We start from the raw sequence: 24,940 nt of genomic DNA on the forward strand, positions 1-24,940 counted from the left end.
ATCCAACCCAAGGTTCGGAAGTACGGTTGGCCTCGGGCTACTCCTGGCCATGGTTGGACTCACTCCGATCAGAACGGATTGCGGAAACTTCGAGAATCGCCACCACCCCAAGCAGGCAGCACGTCTGGGCAAGAACCACGCCCGCCCCGATGGCGTCGAGCTGATGAAGCAACAGGGCACCGAGACCGCCCGCCAGTGTCACTAGATCAATCGTCCGGACCGCCTGCGGTGGCGTCAAGCCGCGCTCGACCAGTCGGTGCGAAAAATGGCGGCGATCTCCCACGAACGGGCTACGCCCTTCGCGGAGCCGAATGATGATGACCGACACGGTATCGTAGAGCGGAACCGCCATGACCAGCAGCGGCGCCAGCACATTAAAAGAGGACGATTTGGCGTCGTATCGAAAATAAGTCCCCGCGATCGTGAGCGCCCCGAGCATAAACCCCAGGAAGTTGCTCCCTGCATCTCCCATGAACAGCCGCGCAGGGTAGCGGTTGTGGACCAGGAACCCAGCCAGAGCACCGACGAGGACCAGCAGCACCGCAGGCGCGAACAGACTTCCGACCGCCACCTGCGCCCCGACAAACAGCAGTGAGGCAATCAGGCCGACGCCCCCCGCCAGACCATCCATGTTGTCGAGCAAGTTGAACGCATTGGTCAGCCCGACCACCCAAAGGATCGAAACTGCCCCCCCCAAGACCGGGTGGTTGAAGGGCCAGAAGAGCGTCACCCGAACCCCGGACAGGACCAAGGCTGTCGCCAAAACGACCTGAACCCCCAGGCGAAGCCGCCAGCCAAGGGTCAGCCGGTCATCGACCAGCCCCATGAACATGATGAGAGTGGCTAATCCCAGGATCAGGCCCAGCTCACCGGAACGTTCCCAGACGCCGCCCACGTGCTTCGCCAATTCAATGGGCAACGCCCCGCGGCCAAACCCGGCGACCAAGGCCCCCAGAGCGAGAACGACGACCGTGGCCAGCCAGATGGCCAGTCCGCCACCGAGCGGAGTCGGGGTTTTATGCCCTTTGTGCCCGGCCGGAACGTCGATCAGTCCCAACCGCGGCGCCCATTTTCGGATCAGTGAGCAGAACCAGGCACTCAGTGCGAACGCGAGGAAAACCAGGGTCAGCCCCGCACCTGCAACAATCCAAGCATCCCGCGAAACCATGAACTGCTCCCGGAGCATCGACTCGCCAACGGAGAATGATCCCAGTGACCCGAGAGCACTCACCCGGCTCTTCGGGTCATGACGAGAAGACGTAACGCTCCGGGAACATCCTGGCCCGAGCTCGATCAGACAGGGGAATTCAAGACGGACATGACCTCAACGCAGCGCTCGCACAGACCGGGGTGTGCGGCCGACCCGCCCACGCTCGGGCGATGGTTCCAGCAGCGTTCACACTTGGCCGCCGCCGACTTCTGAGCCCGGATCGCCAGGCGATACTCGAGGTCAACGAGGTGAGTCTCGTCTCCCGCCCACCCTTGTTCTTCCTGGACCTTCGCGATCTCGGCCACGCGGACGAGCTGGATCTCCGAAACGATGCAGATCGTCGTCAGGAGATCGCGGTATCGCGTGATCATCTCGGCGGTTTCGGATGAGTCGGTATAGAGCTCGACGGAAGCCTCTTGGTTGCTTCCGATCTTCTTGCTCTTGCGCAGCGACTCGGTCTCCCGCAAAATCAAGGCGCGATAAACCAGCAGGTCCTTCCAGGGGATCGCCGGCTCAGACACCGGCTCGCTTGCCAGCGCCTCGGGCCTGGTCGCGAGATGGACGCTGGGCACCTTCGTCGGCGAGTTCGGGATGAGGTCCCACAACTCTTCGGTCGTATGCGGGATCAACGGGGCCAACAAGCGCGTCAGGACGTCGTGCAGTCTCGCCAGGACGTACTGCGCGGCCCTGCGATCCGGTCCCTGCGGAAGCTCGGCGTAGAGCCGATCCTTGAGTACGTCGAGATAGAAGCTCGAGAGCTCGACCGAGCAGAACTGGTAGATCCGCTGAAAGACCCGATAGAACTCGAACCGGTCGTAAGCAGCCTGGACGTCCGAGGCCAGCGCATCGAGCTGACGCAAGGCCCAGCGATCGATCTCGTGCAGGGTCTCGTGGGGCACGCTCGCCGGGTCGAACGTCGCGTAGTCTTCCAGGTTGCCGAGCAGGTAGCGGAACGTATTGCGGATCTTGCGATAGGCCTCCGACATTTCCTTGATTCCGCGTTCGCTCATGCGGATATCGTCGGCATAGTCCATGCTGGCCACGTAGAGCCGCAAGACGTCGGCGCCATACTGCTCGGTCGCCTTGACGGCCGAGACGGCGTTCCCGCCCGACTTGGCCATCTTCTCGCCCTTGTCATCGACGACGAACCCGTGGGTCAGCACCGTCTGGAAAGGCGCACGACCGGTCGTTCCCACGGCCGTCAGGATTGATGACTGGAACCAGCCGCGATGTTGGTCCGAGCCTTCGAGATACATGAAGGCCGGGTAGCCAAGTGCGAAGTCCCCGGCGAGAACGCCGCGGTGGCTCGATCCCGACTCGAACCAGACGTCGAGGATGTCCCCTTCCTTGCGGAATTCGGCACCACCGCACTTCGAGCAGCTCAGCCCCGGCGGTAGGATCTCCTCGACCGGCTTGGTGTACCAGGCATCGGCCCCTTCCTTGCGGAAGAGATCGCGGAAGTGGCGGACCGTCTCGGCCGTGAGGACCTGCGTTTCGCAGCCAACGCAACCGAGGGCAGGAATCGGAACGCCCCAGGAGCGCTGACGGCTGATGCACCAGTCGGGGCGGAGCGTGACCATCGCATCGATCCGCGACTTGCCCCATCCCGGGAGCCAGCGCACCGAGTCGATTTCCTTGAGCGTCCGGGCGCGCAAATCGTTGCGATCGACACCGATGAACCACTGTTCGGTGGCGCGGAAGATCACCGGCTTCTTGCAGCGCCAGCAATGCGGGTAGCTGTGCACGAATGAGAGCTCGTGATAGAGATGCCCCCCTTCGCGCAGTGTGGCGATGATTTCCGGATTCGCCTTGAAGACAGCCTTGCCCACTAGCGAGGCAGGGGCCTCGTCGGTAAATCGGCCCGAGCCGTCGACGGGGCTCAACGTCGGCAGTTGATAGGCGCGTCCGGTCTGGTAGTCTTCGGTACCGTGACCGGGCGCGGTGTGGACCAACCCTGTGCCATCTTCGACGGTCACGTATTGGGCCAGGACGATCGGGCTGATCCGATCGATGAACGGGTGATGGTATTGCGCGTGCTCGAGCTCCTTGCCGCGGCACCGTCCCAGTTCCGTGATCTCAGTGACACCGCGGAGCGCCATCACCTTGGCCAGCAAGTCAGCGCCCAGGATCGTCTGCACGGTCTGGCCCGATTCGGGATCGACGTAGCGGACCCCGACGTAGGTCAGGTCGGGGTGGGCGGCGATCGCGACGTTGGCGGGCAAGGTCCAGGGAGTGGTCGTCCAGACCATTGCGTGCCAGGGGCCCGGCCCCCAGGCGTCGGGCACGCCGGATACGACCGGGAAATTGACGTAGATGCTCGGTGTCGTTTCGTCGCGGTACTCGAGCTCAGCCTCGGCCAGCGCGGTGCGGTCGTTCATGCACCAGTGGATCGGCTTGAGCTGGCGGAAGACGTATCCCCCCGCGAGCAGGTCGGCCAGAACGTCGAGGATGCCGGCCTCGTACCGAGGGTCGAGCGTTAGGTAAGGGTTTTCCCAATCACCCGAGACGCCCAGGCGGCGGAACTGGTCGCGCTGAAGGTCGACCCACTTGAGGGCATCGGCCTGGCAGAGGGCGCGGATGTCCGCGAGGCTCATCCCAGCGGCCTTGGAGCCGAGGTCTTTGACGACCTTGTGTTCGATCGGCAATCCGTGGCAATCCCAACCCGGGACATACGGGCTATCGAACCCCTGCATCGTCAGGGAGCGGACGACGATATCCTTGAGCACCTTGTTGAGCAGGTGCCCCATATGAATTTCGCCATTGGCGTAGGGGGGGCCGTCATGGAGGACCCTCCGCTCGGATCCGGCACGGGCCTTGCGAATTTGCCCGTAGAGGTCGGCCTCGCGCCAGCGCTGCTGGATTTGCGGCTCGCGAACGGTCAGGTTCGCTTTCATCTCGAACCGGGTGACCGGGAGATTCAGCGTTTCTTTATACGGCTTGCTGTTTTCAGACATGGCAAAAATTTCAAAAGGAAAGGCCGACGGTATCACGGCTGGTGGCGAAGGAATCCAATGGAAACGAGTCGGAGGTCGCGATTCGGCGGGGAACGGCTCATCGAGGGAAACGACCAGGTTGCAACGGGTCCGGAGTCCGAGTCGCTCAGTTGAGCTGTTCTAGGACGCGTTTGACGATCGTCCTGAGCTGTCCTTCGGCCACCTGAGCGACCGCGATGATCTCCTCGAGGCTCACCGGAGCGAGCGCGTCGGGTAAGCAGAGGTCGGTGATGATCGAGAAGCCAAGGACCCGCATCCCGGCGTGAACCGCAACCAAGACCTCGGGAATGGTGGACATGCCCACCACGTCAGCACCGATCCCTCTCAGGTAACGGTACTCCGCGCGCGTCTCGAGGTTCGGACCGGTGACCGCAACGTAGACACCGCGATGGGCCACGATGTTCTCTTCCAGGGCGGCCCGCAGCGCCAGTTTCTGGAGGGCTTGATCGTACGGCTCGATGAGGTCGGGAAAACGGACGCCGAGTCGCGAGTCGTTGGGCCCGATTAGCGGGTTCACACCGAGAAGGTTGATATGGTCATCAATGACCATCAGATCACCCTTGGCGTGCATCGGGTTGAGTCCGCCTCCCGCGTTCGACACGATGAGGTAGCGGCACCCAAGCTCTTTCATCACCCGGATCGGGAAGGTGACTTGAGCGGCAGTGTACCCTTCGTAAAGGTGGAACCGCCCCTCCATCGCCACGACCGACTGGCCGGCCAGCTTGCCGCAGACGAATTGCCCCTTGTGACTTTCGACCGTGGAGCGGGGAAAGTGGGGAATCGTGGGGTAGGGGATGGTGGCCTCGGCGTCGATCTCGCCGGCCAGGGCCCCGAGCCCGGTCCCCAGGACAATGCCCACGAGAGGCGTGCCCGACCATCGCGTTCGGACGGCCTTGGTGGCTTCCTGAACGTGTTCCCAATCGTGGTGCGTCATGATGGATGGCGATCGATTACGTCGACGGGATCGGCAGGTTCGACGAAGGCCGAGAGACGCCGACCCAAAGTCGTCCCCAACCCGACGACTCCCCGGAAAGAGGCCGACGAGCCGGACGTCAGCAGACGTCGCGTCTCCTCTCGGCTCAAACGGGGAACGATCACTCGCACACGCCTCAATAGCGGCGCAGCAACCGCGAGAAACGAGGGTCGCGGCGAAGCGACTTCAAGTCCGGGTCGCGGCGCACGTGCTCGAGGTGGCGATATCCGAGTTCCAGGGCGCGCTGAAGAGCGGCGAAGGCCGGATCCGTGATTCCGAGCACCGCGTAGCTGCAAGCCAGGTTGTACCAAGGAATCGAACGCTCAGGCATCAGTCGAACCAGGCGACGGTCGATCTGAAGCGCCCGCGTATAAAGTCCCTTGGCGGCCAGGTTATTGGCATGAACCCGGAGCGCATCCGCGAAGAACGGATCGCGATCCAGAACGCGGCCGAGGAATTCAATTTCGAAGTCGAGTTGACTCTGCTCGCGGAGCCGCCGAGTCGTGGTCTCGGGGGCCGGGCCCTCAGAGGAGGGGTCGCTCGGTCGATCCTGGTGTGCGGCCATCGCAGAGATGCTCCCTTCCCGGTCCCGACCGTTGCATCCTCTAAATCAATCGCTCTACCGGGGCCTAGTCGCAAGCGCCTTCGGATTCCGCCGGTGACAATGACTCAGGATAGCCGGAACACGGTACGGTCAACAAGGAGAAGTTCGGCGAAATCACCAAAGGACCTCGCAGCGCAGCCGATCTGAGGCGGGAATTTCGGGAGTTTGCGCTCTTGGGGAGCCGCGTGAGGAAAGGGGGCGGGCGCGAAATTCGCGCCTGCCCCAATCGTCGAAGCTGACCCAAACTAGAGCACGGAGAAAACCGAGCGTGCCGACTCAGATGTCCTCAAGGTCATCTTCCTCGGCATCGTCGAGGTCCTCGTCCTCATCGTCGTCGAGGTCATCATCATCCTCATCTTCGACGTCGATATCGTCGATCTCACCATCGATCTCATCATCAATATCATCGTCGAGGTCGTCATCCTCGTCGTCGAAGTCGTCGTCGAGGTCGTCATCCTCGTCGTCGAAGTCGTCGTCGATTTCGTCGTCCTCTTCGTCGGCTTCCTCGTCGTCAAATTCTTCTTCGTCGCCGGGGTGCCGGGCAGTCGGAGACGAAGCGAAACGGTCAGTCCATTTCGCTTCGCCCATCATTGGTTCTTCGAGTTCCGCGAGCATAACCAGACGGTCCCACATGAGGTCAGTCCTCAGGCCTAAAGATCTACGGGGTAATCCCCGACACCGCGCGATATCCAAGTGGATTGCCGACTCACCCGTCCCCGGTCCGAAAACCACGGTTGGGGCGGAGCCATCCACGTCGTCAAGGCGAAGCGCCATTGTCAAACAAACAATCCTGGGTTAGGGCAAATCTCCCTCGAGGGAGACCTTAAGGCCCACGTCTCACGCAAGTCGAACCGCCTGTCCGGTCGCGGCCGAACGGGCGATCGCTTCCAAGAGTCGAACCGTGTCCAGAGCCGCTTCGGCCGGACAACATAGCGGGGCGTCGTTCACGACGGCCGCTACGAAATTTCCATCAATGCTCTCGGTCGCCTCGGCGAGCGGAACGGTCTCAGCCGGCGCATCGCCAATTTGCTCGAGCAAGCTCTTTTCGGTCGCCCGGAGCTTCCCCCGTTCGCCGAAAAATTGAATTTCAAAGAGTTGGCCCGGCGAGACACCGGAGACCGCCAAAGTCACGGGAGTTCCGTCGACCAGCCGAATCGCCGCCGCAGTCACCAGGTCGAGTCCCGACTCGAGCCGATTCTGAACAGCGGCAACATCGGTCGCCACCTGCCCCGTGCTCCAGAGAAGAGCGTCGATTAAGTGATCTCCGGCATCGGCGAGGATGCCGCCGCCGGAAAACTTGGGATCGAATCTCCAGGAATTCTCCGCCCCGCCGTGCGTGGCCAGCCAATTTTGAGCCAGGGTCGCCGTCACCAGGCGGAGCGGCCCGATCGCTCCTTCGCTCAGGCGTCGACGCGCTTCGACCAGGCTGGGTAGCAAACGATACTGATGTCCCACCCCCACTTTTCGATTCCGTCCCCGGGCCAGCCCGACAATATCGGCGGCTTCCTGAACGTTGGTCGAAAGCGGCTTCTCAATAAAGAGGTGGCAGTCCGCCTGGAGGGCATCCATGGCCGGTCGGTAGTGCGCCACGTGAGGTGTGAAAATCGCCAGGGCATCCGGCACCGACTGCTTGAGCAGTTCGCGATGATCGGCAAACGCCACCGCCGGAGGTCCTGCCTCCGGGACGGGGATCAGCGAGACGAGTGCTTTGGCGGCGTCGAGGTCGGGATCGGCGCACCCAACCACCTGCACCCCTTCAAGGGTGAGGAGTCGGCCGAGGTGAACGCGGGCCGCGAAGCCGCATCCCACGATCCCAATCCTGAGCGCTGAATTTGCCATTCCACCTCACTCCCGCGTCCGACCGCTTGGCCTCACGACCAAGGATCAAAACCCACGCGGCCCCATCCCATCAATCTACCCATTCCACGTCAAGAGATTATCGCACCCGGTCAAGACCTAATCCCGGAATTCTGGAGAAGGTTGCGAGAAAGGGGCCGATCCGGAGACCGTCCATTCCCACCCCTTCTGGGACAACATTCCGTCGTCACCCTTGATGGGGGTAATGTACCATGCTCCCGACCAAGTCAAGGCGATTTCCCGAATCGGTGCCGACTTCCTTGTGAACCGCCTCCGAGTGTCGAGAAGCCCAGCCCCCCTCGCTGCCAAATTCGCTCAGTTTCGACCGGCTCATCTTGACGGAGGAAATGCCAAACTTTATATTAGGTTCCTCGCAAGACGGTGGGTGTGGCCTAGCGGTTAAGGCGCCAGATTGTGGATCTGGATATCGCGGGTTCGAATCCCGTCATCCACCCTGTCTCTAAGAATTTCGTCGAGCACGTTCTCGTGCACCTACCGACGACCGAGCAATATGGCCCTGAAGTCCTCGCTTGAGTCGTACCAGGTACGACGGAGTGGACGATCAGGGTTTTTGCCATTGATCGTCTTCCATCCTACCTCGCCCAGTTCCGGGTTCACAAGTCTCGGCGGTGTAAGTCTAACGATCTCCTCGTCGTCCGGTTGGGCGGCCAGGGGATTTGCTTGGGGGACGTACGATTCTCCTGAGGGTTATGAGGCGAACCGCCGCGCCGTGGTCGAATGCGTGGTTGGCGACCCTATTCGCGGTCATCCCTCACGATCAAGCCTGCCCGATGCTGATGTGGCTCACGCTCCGTCCGGATCGGAGGTCATCCTGCCGAGTTGTCGTATCACTCGGGCAGGGTCTCTTTCCATTTCGCCTGAACCAATACCAGGGGATGGAGCAGCGCCGCTCAGCCCTCCCTCGCTGAGCGGCGTCTTGAAACAGCCCGCATACCGTGCGGTTCTCGATGGGATCATCTGTGGGATTGGAGACGATGGCGATGCAAACACCCCGCGTGCAATTCAACATTCGGGGGATGATGCTCGCGGTGGCGGTTGCTGCCAACGTGATCGCTTGGCTTGCAGTGAACGTGGATTGGGATCAGTCATTGTTTGGGCCACCCACTCCAATTTGCAACGTATGATGTCTCTGGCATAAAAGTCGACATGCCTTGCTGGCTCATCCACCCGAGCCCCCGAATTAAGGCATCGACTTCAAGCAATAGCAGGCTTCCAGCAATCTTCACATCTACTTTCCTGTTAATTTAAAAAAAACGCATACGTTCAATCAGCTGACTGCTTTGTATAGGCGACTGAAACCCAGGTCAGTCCGCATCAACACGCCTGCACAGTTCATCAGTTCCACTTCGTACTTGCCGCTCCGGGCACACTTGGATAATGTAATGTCCCTGGAACGCCACCGCCGAGAGGCCGTCCCCGCGAGGCCTACGGCGGCATGTCAGAAGGGTCCTCGGCCTCGGGATCGGCCGCCGCGACCCGCGCTCCCCTCCACGACCAACCGTGTCGCATCCGAAATGGTGGGGTCTTTCCATGCCTACCGAGCAAGATCTCTTCGCCGAAGAGCGGTCGATGGTCGCCATGAGTTTAGGCGATCATATCGAGGAGCTACGTCGTCACTTGATCCTGGCCTTGTTGGGGCTGGTTGCCGGGATCGTCGTCACAGTGATACCGCCGCTCAACCTGGGAAGGCAGGTCGTTCGGCAGATGCAGGAACCCGCGCAGCGGACTCTCAGCACTTTCTACGCCGAGCAGGCACTTCAGAAGGCTGCAGCCGCCGAAGCTGTCGGCTCCTACACGTCGATCCCCACGCGGATCCCCGCCGATGTGTTTGCCCGAGCCGTCCGCCAGGTTTTTCCCGACTTGCCCGCTCGCCAAACCGCCCCTCTGAAGATCCGCTATGTCGAGTTGCCCCTGGAATTGAAAGATTCGGGCTTAATTTCTGCCGTCGAGGCCAACGTCGAGCGAACCGACAGCCTCATCGCCCTCGGCCCGATGGAGCCGGCGCTGATCTTCGTCAGGGTTTGCTTCGTCACTGGGCTGGTCCTGGCCAGCCCCTGGGTCTTCTATCAAGTCTGGGCGTTCATCGCTGCCGGGCTCTACCGCCACGAACGGGCTTCCTTGTACAAGTATCTGCCATACTCACTCGTCTTATTCCTTGCGGGGGTCTTCCTCTGTTTTTTCGCAGTCCTTCCGCTGACGCTTCGGTTCCTCCTCGAATTCAACGTTTGGCTCGGGGTCAAGCCGATGCTACGGCTGAGCGAATGGATGGGTTTCGCGACAATCCTGCCCTTGGTGTTCGGACTCTGCTTTCAGACGCCGCTGGTGATGCTCTTCCTCGCGATGATTGGGATTTTCACGGCTTCAGACTATCGCGCCAAGCGCCGACTGGCATTCCTGATCATCATCATCGTGGCCGCCCTCCTGACGCCGGGGCCTGACGTGGTGAGCATGCTGCTACTGAGCGTCCCCATGGCCCTCCTTTACGAATTGGGCATCTTGTTGGTTGGGGAGCCGAGGCCAGCGGCCGTGGGGTGAGCCCAACCGGTCGGCCAGGGTCGTCGCAGCCAGAGCATGCCGTCATGAATTTCGTACGACGCGCACGCTCTGGCCTCAATCTCACGCCAACGACCGACGATGTAGCTCATCGTGCCACCCGGAAATCGGGCGGGCTCGAGCCCTGAGGGACTCAACGAGAAAACTGGATCGTGGCGGCTTGTGGGCCCCCGAGCAATTCGAAGCCGAACTGATTCGCGTCGAGGTTGAGGACCTTGCCGACCAAGGGGGGAGCGTCGGCCTGGCTGAGTGTCAGGACTCCGTCGAGATAGTCAGCCTCGCCGATGATCGAGTCGGCCTGACCGTCGGCGTTGACATCCCAGGCGAACTGGCCATCCGCTTGCACGGTCAGTTCAATGCTCACATCCGCACTAGGCTTGGCCTTCCAGGTGCCGACCAGGGCCGCCGGGGGAGGGGAGGGCATCGGCTCCGTCTCAGTAGGCTGAGCGGGCTCGCTCGCCGCCACGGCCGTCCCCTCGGAGTCAGGGGCCAGCAACTTGGCAAATTGGGCGGCCAGCCCGTCTTTGGGCTGGAGTTTGGCAACCTGCTGGAATTGCTGGCGGGCCTGCTCGATATGATCTTGAACCATGTACTGATAGGCCAGCACAAACCGATTCGACGCCGTATTCGGGTTCGTCCGGATGGCCGCCTCCAGCGCCCGAATGTGGCTGGTATACGTGTCGACGTCAGGATAAAGCCCGATCATGGTCGCCCAGTCCCAGCCAGGGCCGGCGGTCAGCACGGCGTAAAGCACGCCCGCCGCCTCGTCATACCGCCCCAGTGCGAACAGACAGAGCGCTCGAAACTCGTGCAAGACCGGATCGTTGGGATACGGCTTCAAAGCCAGGTCGGTCAGACTCAAGGCACGTGCAAAGTCTCCGGTTTTGAACGCGTCTCGCGCAGCCAGGAACGTCGAGTCGTCTTGCTCCGTATCCTCGGGCTCAGAGGATACGCTCGTCAGATCAAGGGGGCGGCTGTAATCATGAACAACAACCGGTTGTGCATTCGCAATGACGGTCGTGTTGATCACAGGGGCGATGAAGTACGGGTTCGTGAAGCCTGTATACATCCAGCGATTGGCCCATGGGCCAAGTCCCCATCCGACGAGACCCGCGTGGCCCCAGGTGGGGAAAACGTGGATCGGCCTTCTCCAGGGCCCGACCCCCCAACCGACCGGGCCGACCCAGCGACCGAAGTGGTTTCGCCCCCAACTCCCCCGATACCAGTGGCCGCGAAAGTGGGAATTCGGACGCCCCCAACCTTGCCCGTGCCACCGGCCCCCACCACCCCAACCGTTATTGATATTAACATTAATATTGTTATTGACAATATTACTATTGCCGAACCATCCTCCGCCAGGGCGTTGATTCGGCCGGTTCACGACTCCAAGGTTGTCGCCCAGGCCAGGACGATTGATCCCGCCTCCCGGACGATTGACACCCACGCCGGGGCGATTGATCCCGCCGCCCGGACGATAGTCACCCTGGCCGGGGCGATTAATTCCGCCGCCCGGACGGTTGTCGCCCAGGCCGGGGCGATTGATCCCGCCGCCCGGACGATTGTCACCCAGACCGGGGCGATTGATCCCGCCGCCCGGACGGTTGTCGCCCAGGCCGGGGCGATTGATCCCGCCGCCCGGACGGTTGTCGCCCAGGCCGGGGCGATTGATCCCGCCGCCCGGACGATTGTCACCCAGACCGGGGCGATTGATCCCACCTCCCGGACGATAGTCGCCCAGGCCGGGGCGATTGATCCCACCTCCCGGACGGTTGTCGCCCAGCCCGGGGCGATTAATTCCGCCTCCCGGACGATAGTCGCCCAGGCCGGGGCGATTGATCCCACCTCCCGGACGGTTGTCGCCCAGCCCGGGGCGATTCCCAATTCCCGGAGCATAGCTTCCACCACCGCCAGCACCGGGACGATTTCCACCGCCCGGCAAAGGCGTGGGGCGAGTAATCCCCCCAGTCCCAGGTCGGTACGTGGATCCGGGTGTCGTGCTCGGTCGTTGTGCAGGCCGGTTCGACGCGCCCGCACCCGGCCTGGAGCCTGCGCCGGCGTACCCGCCACCGGGACGTGAAATGCTCGGGCGAGACACCGGACTGGTCATTCCCCCACCAGGGCGTCCTCCTCCCGATCGGACGCCTCCGGCACCCCCTCCCGGTCGGCCCCCCCCTCCGGCTCGGGCGCCTCCTCCCGATCGGCCCGCACCGCCTCCCCGCTGACCGTAGGTGGGTTCCAGCCAGGTCAAGCACAAGCCGAAAACCAGAACCAGTTTCCAAGTGGTGCCCATCACAACGGCCCTCGCGAGGATGCTTCAGGATGTACGACAGTTCGATTTCAACCGAGGGCCGCCAAGAGGCTGGAACCCAGAACGTCAAACGTCGCGAATGGCGGCGTGAAGTCAATCAGGACCGATCGCGAGACGGAGTCCGTTCGCTTTCGGGAGCCGGTGCCCCGGCCGGTGTTTTTTGCTCAGGAGGCGGCGCGGGCTGGCTGGTATCGGGTGCAGGGGGCTTTCGAACCATCAGAACCTCATCGATGTCGGGAAGCAGGTCGGCACCGACGATGCGGTCATTGGATTGAAATTTAACCACATCCTTATTAACCGACTCGATGACCTGGGTTGCCGACGTCGTGAGGCCGTCGCCGGTCACCCCGCCTGCCTTGATGATCCAGGCGTCACCCGAGCGGGTCCATTCGCCTTGGCCAAAGCCTCCTCCCGAGTCGAAGTTCCAGGACCGGATTTGCTTCGCCTGAGGATCCCAGCCAATCCACTGCGTACCGCTCGTGGCGGGTTCGCCGTTGAACTGGGCCGAGTATTTGCGAACCAAGAACTTCTGATTCTCGTCCCAGCGCACCTGAGTCGCGACTTTGCCATCTTCGCCCTCGTCGACCCATTCGCCGACCAGCCATTCGAGGTCGCGCAACGGCTCTTCCGAGTCCGAAGATTCACGAGGCTCGGTGGAGTCGTCACGAAGCTCGGCCAACTGCCACTGGTCTCCCTTTCGAACGGCGATCAGGCCGAAACGCCCCGAGGCGAGCGCACCACCAACCCCGTCCTCGAGTTGAAAATGGCCGACCACGGAAGCGATGCCGGGAGTCAAGAAGTGGATCGTGTCGTCCACTCCCGAGATCTTGCAGGTCGGCCCGTTTCCGAACGCGTCCGCATAGTGCCGGCCGATTGCGGCTCCGCCCCGAACCTCTCCCCCATCCTGGCCGATGAGTACGGCATCGTCGGTAAATCGTGCCGCAAGTCCCTTGGCGTCAGCCTGGTTGTAGGCGTCGTACACGGCTTTCAACAGGTTGCGGATCTCCGCCTCTCCGGGAGAGGCTGGAGTCGCCACCTGAGCTTTTTCCCCATCCTGAGGATAGGTCGCTCGTGAGACGGCGACTACGCCGATCACAACACTGGTGAATATCACCATCGGCGTGCCCCAGCGCCTCGCGCCGCTCTGACTTCCCAAATTGATCGGCACTGTCTCCTCCTCGTGACGAATCACAGGCCTTCCTCACAACAGCCGGTTCGGTGGATTGAAAATCCGGTTGCCGGTCGAGCGTCATGGCGGTGAAGTGGCCACCGACCTCACGGACAACCTTTGATTGTACAGGCGTTGCCACGCTGCGATAGCACCGACTGTCAGCGGCGCCGGGACCCTACGCTTCTCCCTAGACTCCAAGAGCCCAAACTCCCTCCCGTCTCCAATGATGCAATCGCCGGAGAGAAATGCCATTGTAGGGGAATTTGACACCGGCTATCTTGCAGCGCCGCGGAGAGACGAGGTGTTCCGCCAGGTGGATTGCGCCTGGGGTTCACGAACGAGAAAAGCTCGAAGCGAGCCGACCGGCATCTCAAATCGCGGTACTCATTTCGATCGCGTCGGGAAACGACCAGTCCAGTGAGGCCGATCTCCATCGGATCGGCCCCTCAGCATACCGTCACAGGAGCCAAGTCCGCGTGCGATCGTACTCCACTCGGCCAAGCTCGTGGAAAGTCCTGCTCGGCACGTGGGGGCTCTTGACCGCGATTGGCCCGAACGCCCGGTCACAGGATCTTCCATTGGCGGCGCCGCCCGCACAGGTTGCGCAGGCACCTGGCTCCTCGTCCGGCCCCACGCCAACGGCGCCAATCACGATCGAGCAGCTCGCCGAGCGACTTCGCGCGATGGAGGCGATGAATCGGAAGCTCGCCGAGGAGTTAGAGACAACCCGTCGCGAGCAAAAAGAGCAGCTCCGGCAAATTCTCGAGCGATTCGAGGAACGGCCGCAAGCCTTAAACAACCGGACGGACGAAGCCGGCCCGACCGGCCCAGGGGGCAACGATCCGACGCTGCCAGGCGAAGAGGCTCAGGCGGCCGAAGTCGATTCTCCCGTGCCGGACTACACGGAAGGGCAGTTCTCGCCCGCAACGCCCGCGCCTGGATTCCCCTCGTCGAAACGCTCCGATTCGAAACGCAATCCGTTGTATGGCAGCTTCGGCCCCGGCTTTCGATTCCAGACCGAGAACGAGGAATTTCGGCTCCAGGTCCACTACGAGTCGCAGCTCGAAGGCCGGTTCTGGGAACAGAGCGACCAGGTCCCGGCCAATAGTGGTTTCTTCTTGCCTCGTCAACGAATTTTCTTCGATGGCAACATCACCAAGTCCATCGAGTACGAGCTCTCGATCAATCGTGGGTTAAACAATATTAACCTGCTGAACGCTTATATTAACCTGCATTTTGATGATCGTTTCCAATTCCGCTTCGGCCGCTTCTTCACACCGCTCCCCTACGATCAATTCGCCGTCTCGAACTACTGGTTGCTGACCCCCGAGCGGTCGATCTACACCACCAATCTCAGTCTCAACCGCCAAATCGGGCTCATGGGCTGGGGATACCTGTTCGACAAGCGGCTCGACTACGCGGCCGGTATCTTCAACGGCTCGCGCAACTCGTTCGAGAGCCTGCACAACGGCGTGGATTTCGTGGGCTATCTCAACGCGAGACCGTTCCAGGAGTCGAAGAATCTCCCTTTGTTCCAGTTTCTGAATATGGGCACGTCGGTCGCCTTCGGGCACCAGGACCAGTCGCCCGTGCCCCGGACGTTTCGGATCGGTGGCGGCTCGCCGGATGCCAACATCCCCGGTGCAGCCACGGTGCCATTCCTGATCCTCAATCCTGACGTGGCCGAGCAGGGGGACCGGTTGCTCGGGTCCGTCCACTCCGCCTACTTCTACAAGGGGCTGTCGCTGATCGGTGAGTGGCAATATGGCTACGGCAACTACACAACCCCCGGCCGCCGGTCGTCAGTGCAAGTGCCGTTCTCGGGCTTCTACGTCGCTGGAGGCTACTTCCTGACCGGCGAACACGTCGAGCGACGGACCAGGGTCAAGCCACTCCGGCCGCTCGTTCCGACGAACAAGGGTGAGCATCGCGGCCTGGGCGCCTTTGAAGCCGTCGGACGTGTCAGCGAGTTGCACCTCGGCGAACAGGTCTTCACCGCGGGCCTCGCCAACCCGGACCTCTGGTCCAACCAGGTCATCACGACCGAGCTCGGAGTCAATTGGTACTGGAACGAATACATCAAGGTGTATGCATTCTGGCTCCACGGCGATTTCGCCGACCCGGTGCAGTACCGCCCCGGCCGCTTGCAGGACACCGCCGACATGTTCTGGCTGAGGTTTCAGCTCTATTTCTGAGGCAGGAAATCCGAGGATTCCCAGGAAGCAGAACGGCCGAGCGACCCGAGGGAGGCGGTCCCTGTTGAAGTCGCCCGGCCGCAATGGGATGCGGCCCGTCGGGCCGCGGAACGAACGCAAACTCAGCGGACAGCAAAATCCCCGACGAGAGGATCTCAGCCTTTCGGGGTCTCAGGCTTCTTGAGCGATTCGCGAAGTGACCGAGCACGAGCCTCGAGCTTTTCGGCCTCGGCCGTGTTGCCTGACTTTCGCAGTACGGCCGCGTAATCTTCAAGGACCATCGCCACTTCGAGGGGGTCACCCCCGGTTCGCTCGAAGATCCCGACCGCACGTTTGCAGCACGCGACGGCTTCGTCCTGGTGGTCTTGCGACAGACAGGCCCGACCCAGCTTCGAGGAGCAGCAGGCCACGTGCGGATGATCCTTCCCGAGGTCAAGCTCGTAGAGGGCCAGCGCCTTTTTGAGCAATGACTCGCCTTCGGCGGGCTTCCCCTCGCTCGCATAGAGCCACCCGAGTGCTTCGAGGCTGGCGGCGACGTCCGGATGCTCAGCCCCAAGGGACTTCTCTCGAATCGCCAGCGCCCGCTTCAGGAGCGGCTCGGCCTCGGCATACTTTTCCTGGTCGAGGTACAGTGAGCCGAGGTTGTGCAAGGTCGGGGCGAGATCATTGGGCTGACCGCCGGCCGTCTTTTCGCGGATCGCGAGCGCACGTTTGTACGAGGCTTCAGCCTCTGGGAAGTTGCCCAGGATATGGTCGACCGTCGCCAGGTTGTCGAGTACGGCCGCGACGTTCGAGTGCACGGGCCCGTACGCCTTCTCGGCAGCCGCAAGGCAACGCGCGTAGGTCGAGCGGGCTTCAGCCGACTGGCCCGCCGCGTCGTAGATGGACGCAAGCGTATTGAGACTCCGAACAAGGTCGGCGGGGTCGCCGCCGACCGCCTTCTCACGGATCGCGAGGGCCTGTTTGGCGAGAAGTTCAGCCTCGGCGTTTCTGCCCTCGGAGGAAAGGACCCAGGCCAGGTGGTCGAGTGTGGTGGCGAGCCGAGGGTCGTTCTCGCCAAACGCCTTCGCTTCTTTCGCGGCCGTTCTGAGTCGACGTTCCGCCTCGTCGATGAGGCCCTCTTTGTAAGCGTTCCAGCCGGCGTCGTGCTCAGCCTTCCAGTCCGCCCCCCGCACGATCGCGCTGGAGACGGAGCAAGCACCAAGCAGGGCCGCCACGCACCAGATTTTCATCGACCGACTCATCGTTGTCTCCTTCTTCCGGCACCCGGGCCGTAAATGTCTCGCCGTGATGTACGTCGTCTGTTGCCGAAGTTGGTTTCAGTCCATCGGGCGGAGCCACGGCTTCGGAAGCCGGCTTCGCCGCCCCGTGGTCCAGTCGCGGGCTCCGGGCCCGACAGTGCGGGGGCTGGAACCGCCGCTCGCCTGGGTCCGAGGGGCGCTACCCGTGTACCTCGGAGGGGAAGCAGGACGTGATCCTGTCGCGGCAGGAGGTGTACTCTGAGGCCCGGGGTTGGCGTAATAGCCGACACCCTGATAGCCGGCGGCATAGATGTAAGGCGGGCTAGCCGACCCGTCCGCCGCCGTGGGCGCAGGAACCTGCGACGTCATCAACGCGAACGGCACGGAGAACGAGGCCGAAGTCTCGGCGGGATCAGGGAGCCCTGAAATCTCGAAGACGACCTTCACGCCCGACGCCGGGACCGTCCCCAAGCCGATGGCACGCACCAGCGAGGTCGACGGCTGGCCGGCCGCGGCCGTCGCCGGCTGAAGTCGACGATCGAACCAGGGACTCGGTGAGTTGGGATGGTAAAAGGTCGCGATCGCCGACAGGTTCGTGGCGTCGAGTCCCTTCCCGGTCGAATCCTGAGGGAAGATCCGGATTCCCTGCGTGTAGAAGAAAACCTCGAATTGATGCCGCTCCGACTTCCCCAGGAAGCCGCCACGGGCGCTCTTCACCGGAGCAGCCTCGTCTTCCCCATCCGCTCGGGGAAGCAAGACCAGGCTTATCAGTCCGCCAAGCAGGAGGATCCCCGCCCTCGGCACAGGTTTCAACGCTAGACGCATTGCAGCAATCACTCCCTCGAGATCAGTCTCATCAAGACAGCCGAATGCGGGCGCGATCGCGGCCCGTCCCCACCCGGCAGTGTCTCTCCGCTTACCGAGACGTTGCCCGTCGCCTCTGAAGGTCGGCGATCGGGGTTCTGAGATCGGGAATCAGTGGGGTGACCCCACCCTCTCGAGAGGGCTCAAGCCATGGCGGGTGACGGCGCATTGATACAGGACATGACGATCGAAGGTGATCGGCTCGCCGCCGACCTCGGCCTGGAGAGAGGCCTGGGTTGCGAACCCGCTTCCGACCCTAGAATGATGAGCATTTCCCATTGCCGCCGCAAGGCGCAGCTGGCGAGGAACGTGTCGAATCTTGATAAGCCGGCAAAAGATCCGGCGAACACGTTACCACGTTCTTGTTTTCAGAGTGCCAAGATCCGTCTGCTCCCGCCCCTCGTGCTCGGCGGTCCCCGCTCGGGAGCCGGTCGAACCTCGATCCCAATCATTCTGATGAGGCAGTCCGGAGGATTCCCGAAGACCAAAATTACCCAGCCTACCCTTTCAGACGAACCCGCCCCTATATCCCTCAAGCGAATTAAAACCCCGCCATGGCGCTAACGCATCCGATTCCTCACAACCGAAATTACGTGTAATCGCCTGGCGGCGCGGTGGCACCACCCCCCAAATGCCAACGGGCAATGCGCAGACATCGACCATTAAACCGCCTCAAGTGACGGGGGTCCGCCATGCATCACTGGCGATTTCGATTCGGCCAAGGCTTATTAGTACTCCTCCTCGGAGCGAGTGCCGTGAACGCTCAGGAAATGGTGCCACCTGGATTCGAGGCTCCCGCCCCTCCGCAGCGGCCGGCCGGCTCCGGCCTTCAGCCCGAGTCGCTCCCGGCAGAACTCGCGGAAGATATCTCTCAACCGCCTGCCGCTCCGACCCTGGGGCCGACCCCGGTCTCGGACGTCCGGTTCCTGATGGACACCCTCGGCTTGAAGAACTTGTTCGGCGACAGCGGTATCCGGACGTTCGGCTGGGTGGAAGGGGGGTATACCGGTTCGTCAAGCGGGTCGGGCTTGCTCTCGGTCGAACCCCGGCAGAACCGATTCGGCAACGAGTTCTTGCTGAACCAGATCGGCCTCGTGATCCAGAAGCCGCTCAAGCAAGACCGATTCGACATCGGCTTCAACGTTCGCTATTTTGCCGGTGCCGACGCGGCGCTGGGCCAGCCCAAGGGGGGCATTGACTATCCACCTGGCAATTCGCACTTCAGCCACGACTTCCGTGACCTTTACCTCTCCGCTCACTTGCCGATCTTCACTGAGGGCGGCATGGATGTGAAGGTCGGCCGGATGAACACGATCATCGGCTACAACGGCTTCCTCGCTCCCTACCGGCCGTTCTACTCCAGCGACTATCAGTTTTTCTACTCGCAGGACGGTGCCTTCACCGGCTTCCTGCTCAACCAGCATGTTACCGATCGATTGGACATCTGGAGCGGGATGACCCTTGGGGCCAACACGTTCTTCACCCTGCGGAGCGATAACTCCTACTGCTACATCGGCCAGGTCAATTACTGGCTGACGGACGAGCAGAGGACGCGGCTGACCGGCTCGGTCTACACTGGCCCGAACGCCATCTTCGCCGCCCCGGGCTTGGCCGGTGATCACAACACCACCGTCGAGCTCCGCGTCCAGCAGAACTGGAGCGAGCGCTTCGTCCAGATCGTCCAGTCCAATATGGGCTGGGATACCAACACCCCGGTTGGCACCGGCTCCTGGTATGGCCTCTACACCATCGGGATCTATCACCTTGACCCGCAACTCGATATCCAGGGCCGTGCCGAATGGTTCGACGACGTCAAGGGCACGCGAACCGGGATCAACACCGACTACGCCGAAGTGACCCTCGGCCTCAACTGGCACCCCAACAAGTTCCTTGAGGTCCGCCCCGAAATCCGCGGCGACTTCGCCGGCCAACCCGCATTCGGAGGCGGGGGCGAGCCCCCGACCCACCGGAGCCAGTTGACCGGCGGGATCAGTGCCTTGATCAAGTTCTGACACCAGCTTATATAGTGGCAAAAAAACAAAGAGAACGGCGATGGCAACCCTCCAGTTGCCATCGCCGTTCTCCATTTGTGGAGAGTCTCATCTCATCACTTGATTCATTCTTGTCGGGAGGGCACGACCCACCCGACAAGTCAGATCGATTCCTCGCGGTTTCACCTCACTCGGAGACCACCGGGGTCGAGAACCAGTGGTTGGGGGCGAGGCCCGTCGAGTCGAGGAACCAGGGTGGGGCGGTGGGACCACCGGTCCAGCTCCCCGCAAGCCGGAGCGCTTGCTGGGCAAGGTCCGCCGTGATCGCCGTCGGGTTGCCCGCCCACCGCAGGCAGATGTCACCCGTGTCGAGACGGAACACCGAGCGACGGAACAACGGACCGGCTTCGGACTCGGGAACGACCTCGGGAGTCGGTCCGGAAACGAACAGACTCGCCGTGGCCAACCCCCCACCGAAGTACCAGGCCGCATCCTCGGCCGACCACGGGCCGTCCCAGCGGAACCGATCGCGGTAGATCAACCGGCCCGCGCGCCGGGCCTCAAAGTCCTGCACGATCCGCTCGAACTGGAACCGCTCCGACAGCGCGCCTCGGTTGTACCGGCCCGCGAACCAGATGTCGCCCCAGATCAAACGCGCTCGCGGCGCCAGCTCCACCCGCGCACGTTGGTAGTACCGGCTCCCCTGGAACGGGATCGCCGGACCGGGCAACACCACCAGGCAGGCGTCATCTTCGACCTCCACCGCCCACTGCTGCGTCGCGAAGCTGGCCAGCGCCGGGTGCACCCGCGTCGCCGACTGACCGGTTACCAGCGACCGCGTCCCCGACCGAGCCTTCAGCTCCATCAGGTGGCCGTCACCGTCCATCAGGCCCGCGGTCAGGTTGATCAGGTACAGCAGCGACGCCGGCTCACCGTCGATCACGAATGGAGGCATCAGACGAACCGGGACCTGCTGGTAGCAGGTCCCCAATCGAGTCTCCTCACCCACCCGGACCAACTCGATCCGTGCTCCGCCCACCCGCGCCGCCTGATGCTCCTTGGCGCAGAGTCCTTGGAACTCGGGAGGCGTCAGGAGTTCGTCACGTGTGATGCGAGTTGCTCGCGCACCCACTTGATCACCTCCTCGACACCTTCCTTCTCGCGGAGGCTGATCATCAGGAACGGACGCTCGCCCCGCATCTTGAGGCTGTCCCGACGCATCACGTCCAGGTCGGCTCCCACGTACGGTGCGAGGTCCGTCTTGTTGATCACGAGCAGATCGCTGTTGCAAATGCCTGGACCCCCTTTGCGGGGGATCTTGTCCCCCTCGGCCACGTCGATGATGAAAATGAACCGGTCCGCAAGCTCCCGCGAGAAGACCGCCGTCAGGTTGTCACCACCCGACTCGACCACCACCAGCTCAAGCTTGGGAAATTGACGCTGAAAGTTCGCCACCGCACTCAGGTTGGCGCTGGCGTCGTCGCGGATCGCCGTGTGGGGACACCCCCCCGTCTGAACCCCGACGATCCGCTCCACCGGCAGCACGTCGCGGCGAGAGAGGAACTCGGCGTCTTCATGGGTGTAGATGTCGTTCGTGATCACCGCCAGGTTGATCTCGGGCCAGAGGTGGCGGCAGAGCGACTCGACCAGGGCTGTCTTCCCCGAACCGACCGGCCCGGCCACGCCCAGGGTGAAGACCTGACGCGACGGACCGGCGTAGCGGGCCGGACCAGGACGGCCCATGTGGTCGTGTCCAGGGTCGTTGTGAAAAACAACGCCCCAGCGGGGACGCCGTCGCGACGGCCGGGTGGGCCAGCCCCGCACGTCCGACCCATCATCAAGACCGGAACATCCGAGCATAGAGTCGAGTTTGCTCATCGCAGAGGATCTCGTAGTGAGGGCAACCGGCGCCGGCGGTCTCGGCAGCGCGGCTGCCGAGGTCGGGAGCCAGGTCGCGGATATCGTCATGGACATAGGCCAGCACTTGCTGGCCGTGAGTGTGGCCGATCGGGATCGCGCGGACACCGGCGCCGATCATACCCAGCGCCGCCTGGTGCAGGTAGGCCGTCAGCACCTCGTCGGCCGCGCCCCCCGCAAGCGCTCCGAGCAGCCCGAACGCGATCGGGTGGTGCCAGCCGGCGGAGCGGTCGGGCTGCCCGTCCATGAGGGTCGCCAGGCCCGTGGCGCACCAGGTCCAGGTCGCCCCCAACGCCAGAAGTTGGTCGCCCATCTCCCGGCTGGCGATCCGGGTCGAAGGGGGAATAATCGACGTTTCGGCCATCTGATTCAGGGTCAGCAGATCGACCGCAAGGCCGGCGTGGGCCGCGCGACAGGCCGAGGCGACGAGCACCCCCTCGAGCGGACCGAGCGACGTCCGCAGCCAGCGCCGGGTCCATTTCTCGAGCGTCTCGGGATCGTGGACCAGCCCGCGCGCGATCGCCGTTTCGAGCCCCCACGAATGGGTATAACCGCCGATCGGCAGGGCCGAATCGGTGATCTGAAGCAAGCGGAGATTCATCGAGATCTCTTGGTCCTTGATAGCATACACGAAGCCAAGCGGTCTCGTAAGGTGGGCACGGCCCACCAGGTTTCGCCCCCGAGAAGGCACGATCACCACCTCGTGCCCACTCCATGGTCAAAAGACCTGGTGGGCCGTGCCCACCCTACAAGAGAAATCACGCCTGCTTGCACATATTGTTACAGGAGGGGAGTCCGGGCCGAGTAAGCCTCGGCCCGGACGGCGACGGCTGCGTTCAAAAGAGGAAATACCGCTGCGCCATCGGCAGCACGTCGATCGGCTCGGAACCGACCTTCTCGCCGTCCACCCACACCTGGTACGTGTCCGCGTCGACCCGGATCTCAGGCGTCGCCTCGTTGCGGATCATGTCCTTCTTGCCCACCGTGCGGCAGCCTTGCACCGCCGCAATCTCACGCTGCAGACCGTAACGTTCCGCCGCACCGTTGTCCACGGCCGCCTGAGACACGAACGTCAGACACGACTTCGACAACGCCCGGCCGAACGCGGCGAACTGAGGACGGGGGTAGACCGGCTGCGGGGTCGCGATGCTGGCGTTGGGATCGCCCATCTGGGCGGAGACCAGCAGGCCCCCCTTCAGCACCAACTCGGGCTTCACCCCGAAATACTCCGGCTTGTAGAGCACCAGGTCCGCCAGCTTCCCGGACTCGATGCTCCCCACGTGCTGCGCGATCCCGTGCGTGAGCGCAGGATTGATCGTGTACTTGGCCACGTAACGCTTCACGCGTTCGTTGTCGTTGCGGGCGCTATCGCTCGACAAAGCACCCACTTGAACCTTCATCTTGTGCGCCGTCTGCCAGCACCGCACGATCGCCTCGCCGATCCGACCCATCGCCTGAGAGTCCGAGCTCATCATGCTGATGATCCCACGGTCGTGGAACACATCCTCAGCGCCGATCGTCTCGGCGCGAATCCGGCTCTCCGCGAACGCCACGTCCTCGGGGATGTTCCGCGACAGGTGATGGCAAACCATCAACATGTCAAGGTGCTCGTCAATCGTGTTGACGGTGAACGGACGAGTCGGGTTCGTGCTCGAAGGCAACACGAAAGGCAGACCCGCGATCTTGATGATATCCGGGGCGTGCCCGCCGCCCGCCCCTTCGGTGTGGAAGCTATGGATCGCACGACCCTTCATCGCCGCGATCGAGTCGTCGATGAAGCCGGACTCGTTGAGCGTGTCGGTGTGGATCGCGATCTGGATGTCGTACTTGTCGGCCACCGTCAGGCTGGTATCGATGACGGCCGGCGTAGTTCCCCAGTCCTCGTGGAGCTTCAAGCCGCAGGCCCCGGCCTCGATCTGGTCGTGCAACGGCTTGGGCAGGCTGCTGTTCCCCTTGCCGAGCAAGCCGACGTTGACCGGCAGGCCCTCGAACGCCTGGAGCATCCGCATGATGTTCCAGGGGCCCGGCGTGCACGTCGTCGCCCAGGTCCCCGTGGCCGAGCCGGTGCCGCCGCCGATCAGGGTCGTCACGCCCGAGGCGACCGCCGTCTCGATCTGCTGGGGACAGATGAAGTGAATGTGGGTGTCGATCCCGCCGGCCGTGACGATCCGCCCTTCACCGGCGATGATCTCGGTGCCCGGCCCGATGACCAGGCGGGGGTCGATGCCACGCTGGGTCAGCGGGTTGCCCGACTTGCCGACGGCCACGATTCGGCCGCCCCGAATCCCGATGTCCCCCTTCACGATCCCCCAGTGGTCGATGATCACCGCGTTGGTGATCACCAGGTCGCAGTGGTCCGGACCCATCGGATCAATGACCGGACATTGGTCCTGGCCGTCGCGGATCGACTTGCCGCCACCGAAGATCGACTCCTCACCGTAGTCGACATAATCGTGTTCGATCTCGATGATGAGCTCGCTGTCGGCGAGCCGGATCCGGTCGCCGACCGTCGGACCGTACTTGCCCGCGTATGACTGTCGAGAAAGACGCACACTCATCAATGGATACCCCTTACCAATTCGGGATGGGATGGTTTGAGTCGACGCGTATCACTCTGACGGTTTATGGCCAAATCCTTCGTCGACACATCGCTTCAAACTCGTCTCCCGAGTGTAGGGATCATCGAGACGGCCCGAGACGAGACCGTTGAAACCGAAAACCTTCCGGCGTCCGCCGTAGGGGATCAGCCGGACTTCTTTGACGTCGCCCGGTTCGAGCCGCACCGAGGTCCCGCTCGGCAGGTCGAGCCGCATGCCGTACGCCTTCTCACGGTCGAAGATGAGCGCCCGGTTGGTCTCGAAGAAATGGTAGTGCGACCCGATCTGGATCGGCCGGTCACCCGTGTTGTTGACGCTGAGCGTGACGACTTCGACGCCCGCGTTGAGCTCGAGGTCGGGCCCATCGAAGAGATATTCGCCCGGAATCATCTATTTTAACTCCCGATGTCTGGATAATGAGGCGTAGGGAAACGCAGGCTCGATT

Annotated in this window: 18 protein-coding genes and 1 tRNA gene; 4 read left to right on the forward strand and 15 right to left on the reverse strand. The window is 62.7% G+C overall.

Going from position 1 to position 24,940, the window contains the following annotated elements:
- Positions 1-37: 37 nt before the first annotated feature.
- The 6 genes from V5E97_RS39025 to V5E97_RS39050 form a co-directional block, all read right to left on the reverse strand.
- Positions 38-1,168 carry a glycosyltransferase family 4 protein gene (locus V5E97_RS39025; RefSeq protein WP_406696950.1) on the reverse strand — a complete coding sequence of 377 codons (1,131 nt, stop codon included), beginning with the start codon at positions 1,166-1,168 and terminating at the stop codon, positions 38-40.
- A gap of 125 nt (positions 1,169-1,293) precedes the next feature.
- Complete coding sequence (ileS, locus tag V5E97_RS39030; RefSeq protein WP_406696951.1) at positions 1,294-4,164, reverse strand: isoleucine--tRNA ligase; 2,871 nt, start codon at positions 4,162-4,164, stop codon at positions 1,294-1,296.
- A gap of 145 nt (positions 4,165-4,309) precedes the next feature.
- Complete coding sequence (locus tag V5E97_RS39035) at positions 4,310-5,137, reverse strand: purine-nucleoside phosphorylase (RefSeq protein ID WP_406696952.1); 828 nt, start codon at positions 5,135-5,137, stop codon at positions 4,310-4,312.
- 175 nt (positions 5,138-5,312) lie between these two features.
- Positions 5,313-5,741, reverse strand: a complete 429-nt coding sequence (locus V5E97_RS39040) for a TPR end-of-group domain-containing protein (protein WP_406696953.1) — start codon at positions 5,739-5,741, stop codon at positions 5,313-5,315.
- Positions 5,742-6,056: 315 nt separating this feature from the next.
- Entirely contained in the window at positions 6,057-6,473 is a 417-nt protein-coding gene (locus V5E97_RS39045; protein WP_406696954.1) for a hypothetical protein, read from the reverse strand.
- A 144-nt stretch (positions 6,474-6,617) separates the two neighbouring features.
- Complete coding sequence (locus V5E97_RS39050) at positions 6,618-7,619, reverse strand: Gfo/Idh/MocA family protein (RefSeq protein ID WP_406696955.1); 1,002 nt, start codon at positions 7,617-7,619, stop codon at positions 6,618-6,620.
- A 399-nt stretch (positions 7,620-8,018) separates the two neighbouring features.
- Here V5E97_RS39050 and V5E97_RS39055 point away from each other — a divergent pair.
- Positions 8,019-8,091, forward strand: a tRNA-His gene (locus tag V5E97_RS39055).
- Between the two features lie 1,097 nt (positions 8,092-9,188).
- A complete protein-coding gene (gene tatC, locus V5E97_RS39060; protein ID WP_406696956.1) occupies positions 9,189-10,193 on the forward strand; it encodes a twin-arginine translocase subunit TatC in 1,005 nt (334 codons plus the stop codon).
- A 151-nt stretch (positions 10,194-10,344) separates the two neighbouring features.
- Here the strand turns inward: tatC and V5E97_RS39065 are convergent, their stop codons facing one another.
- On the reverse strand, positions 10,345-12,501 hold the full coding sequence (locus tag V5E97_RS39065) for a tetratricopeptide repeat protein (protein ID WP_406696957.1): 2,157 nt from the start codon (positions 12,499-12,501) through the stop codon (positions 10,345-10,347).
- Between the two features lie 115 nt (positions 12,502-12,616).
- Complete coding sequence (locus tag V5E97_RS39070) at positions 12,617-13,687, reverse strand: YybH family protein (RefSeq protein WP_406696958.1); 1,071 nt, start codon at positions 13,685-13,687, stop codon at positions 12,617-12,619.
- 479 nt (positions 13,688-14,166) lie between these two features.
- Between V5E97_RS39070 and V5E97_RS39075 the strand changes: the two genes are divergently transcribed.
- Positions 14,167-15,885, forward strand: a complete 1,719-nt coding sequence (locus V5E97_RS39075) for a porin (protein ID WP_406696959.1) — start codon at positions 14,167-14,169, stop codon at positions 15,883-15,885.
- Positions 15,886-16,040: 155 nt separating this feature from the next.
- Here V5E97_RS39075 and V5E97_RS39080 read toward each other — a convergent pair whose 3' ends face one another.
- On the reverse strand, positions 16,041-17,129 hold the full coding sequence (locus tag V5E97_RS39080; protein ID WP_406696960.1) for a tetratricopeptide repeat protein: 1,089 nt from the start codon (positions 17,127-17,129) through the stop codon (positions 16,041-16,043).
- Between the two features lie 75 nt (positions 17,130-17,204).
- The gene (locus V5E97_RS39085; protein ID WP_406696961.1) at positions 17,205-17,951 is read right to left on the reverse strand and encodes a hypothetical protein; all 747 of its coding nucleotides are present in this window, start codon (positions 17,949-17,951) and stop codon (positions 17,205-17,207) included.
- Positions 17,952-18,745: 794 nt separating this feature from the next.
- On the opposite strand from V5E97_RS39085, the gene V5E97_RS39090 reads away from it, so the two are divergent.
- Complete coding sequence (locus V5E97_RS39090; protein WP_406696962.1) at positions 18,746-20,002, forward strand: outer membrane beta-barrel protein; 1,257 nt, start codon at positions 18,746-18,748, stop codon at positions 20,000-20,002.
- A 166-nt stretch (positions 20,003-20,168) separates the two neighbouring features.
- Here the strand turns inward: V5E97_RS39090 and V5E97_RS39095 are convergent, their stop codons facing one another.
- From V5E97_RS39095 to V5E97_RS39115, 5 genes are all read right to left on the reverse strand, one after another.
- Complete coding sequence (locus tag V5E97_RS39095) at positions 20,169-21,113, reverse strand: urease accessory protein UreD (protein ID WP_406696963.1); 945 nt, start codon at positions 21,111-21,113, stop codon at positions 20,169-20,171.
- Positions 21,071-21,724: an urease accessory protein UreG gene (ureG, locus tag V5E97_RS39100; protein WP_406696964.1), complete on the reverse strand. Its 654-nt coding sequence runs from the start codon at positions 21,722-21,724 to the stop codon at positions 21,071-21,073. Before ureG ends, V5E97_RS39095 begins: the two co-directional genes overlap by 43 nt.
- 94 nt (positions 21,725-21,818) lie before the next feature.
- The gene (locus V5E97_RS39105) at positions 21,819-22,499 is read right to left on the reverse strand and encodes an urease accessory protein UreF (protein ID WP_406696965.1); all 681 of its coding nucleotides are present in this window, start codon (positions 22,497-22,499) and stop codon (positions 21,819-21,821) included.
- Between the two features lie 235 nt (positions 22,500-22,734).
- On the reverse strand, positions 22,735-24,456 hold the full coding sequence (gene ureC, locus V5E97_RS39110; RefSeq protein WP_406696966.1) for an urease subunit alpha: 1,722 nt from the start codon (positions 24,454-24,456) through the stop codon (positions 22,735-22,737).
- A gap of 51 nt (positions 24,457-24,507) precedes the next feature.
- On the reverse strand, positions 24,508-24,885 hold the full coding sequence (locus tag V5E97_RS39115) for an urease subunit beta (RefSeq protein ID WP_406696967.1): 378 nt from the start codon (positions 24,883-24,885) through the stop codon (positions 24,508-24,510).
- Positions 24,886-24,940 lie beyond the last annotated feature (55 nt).

The organism is Singulisphaera photorubra (assembly GCF_045290345.1).
Lineage (GTDB): Bacteria > Planctomycetota > Planctomycetia > Isosphaerales > Isosphaeraceae > Singulisphaera.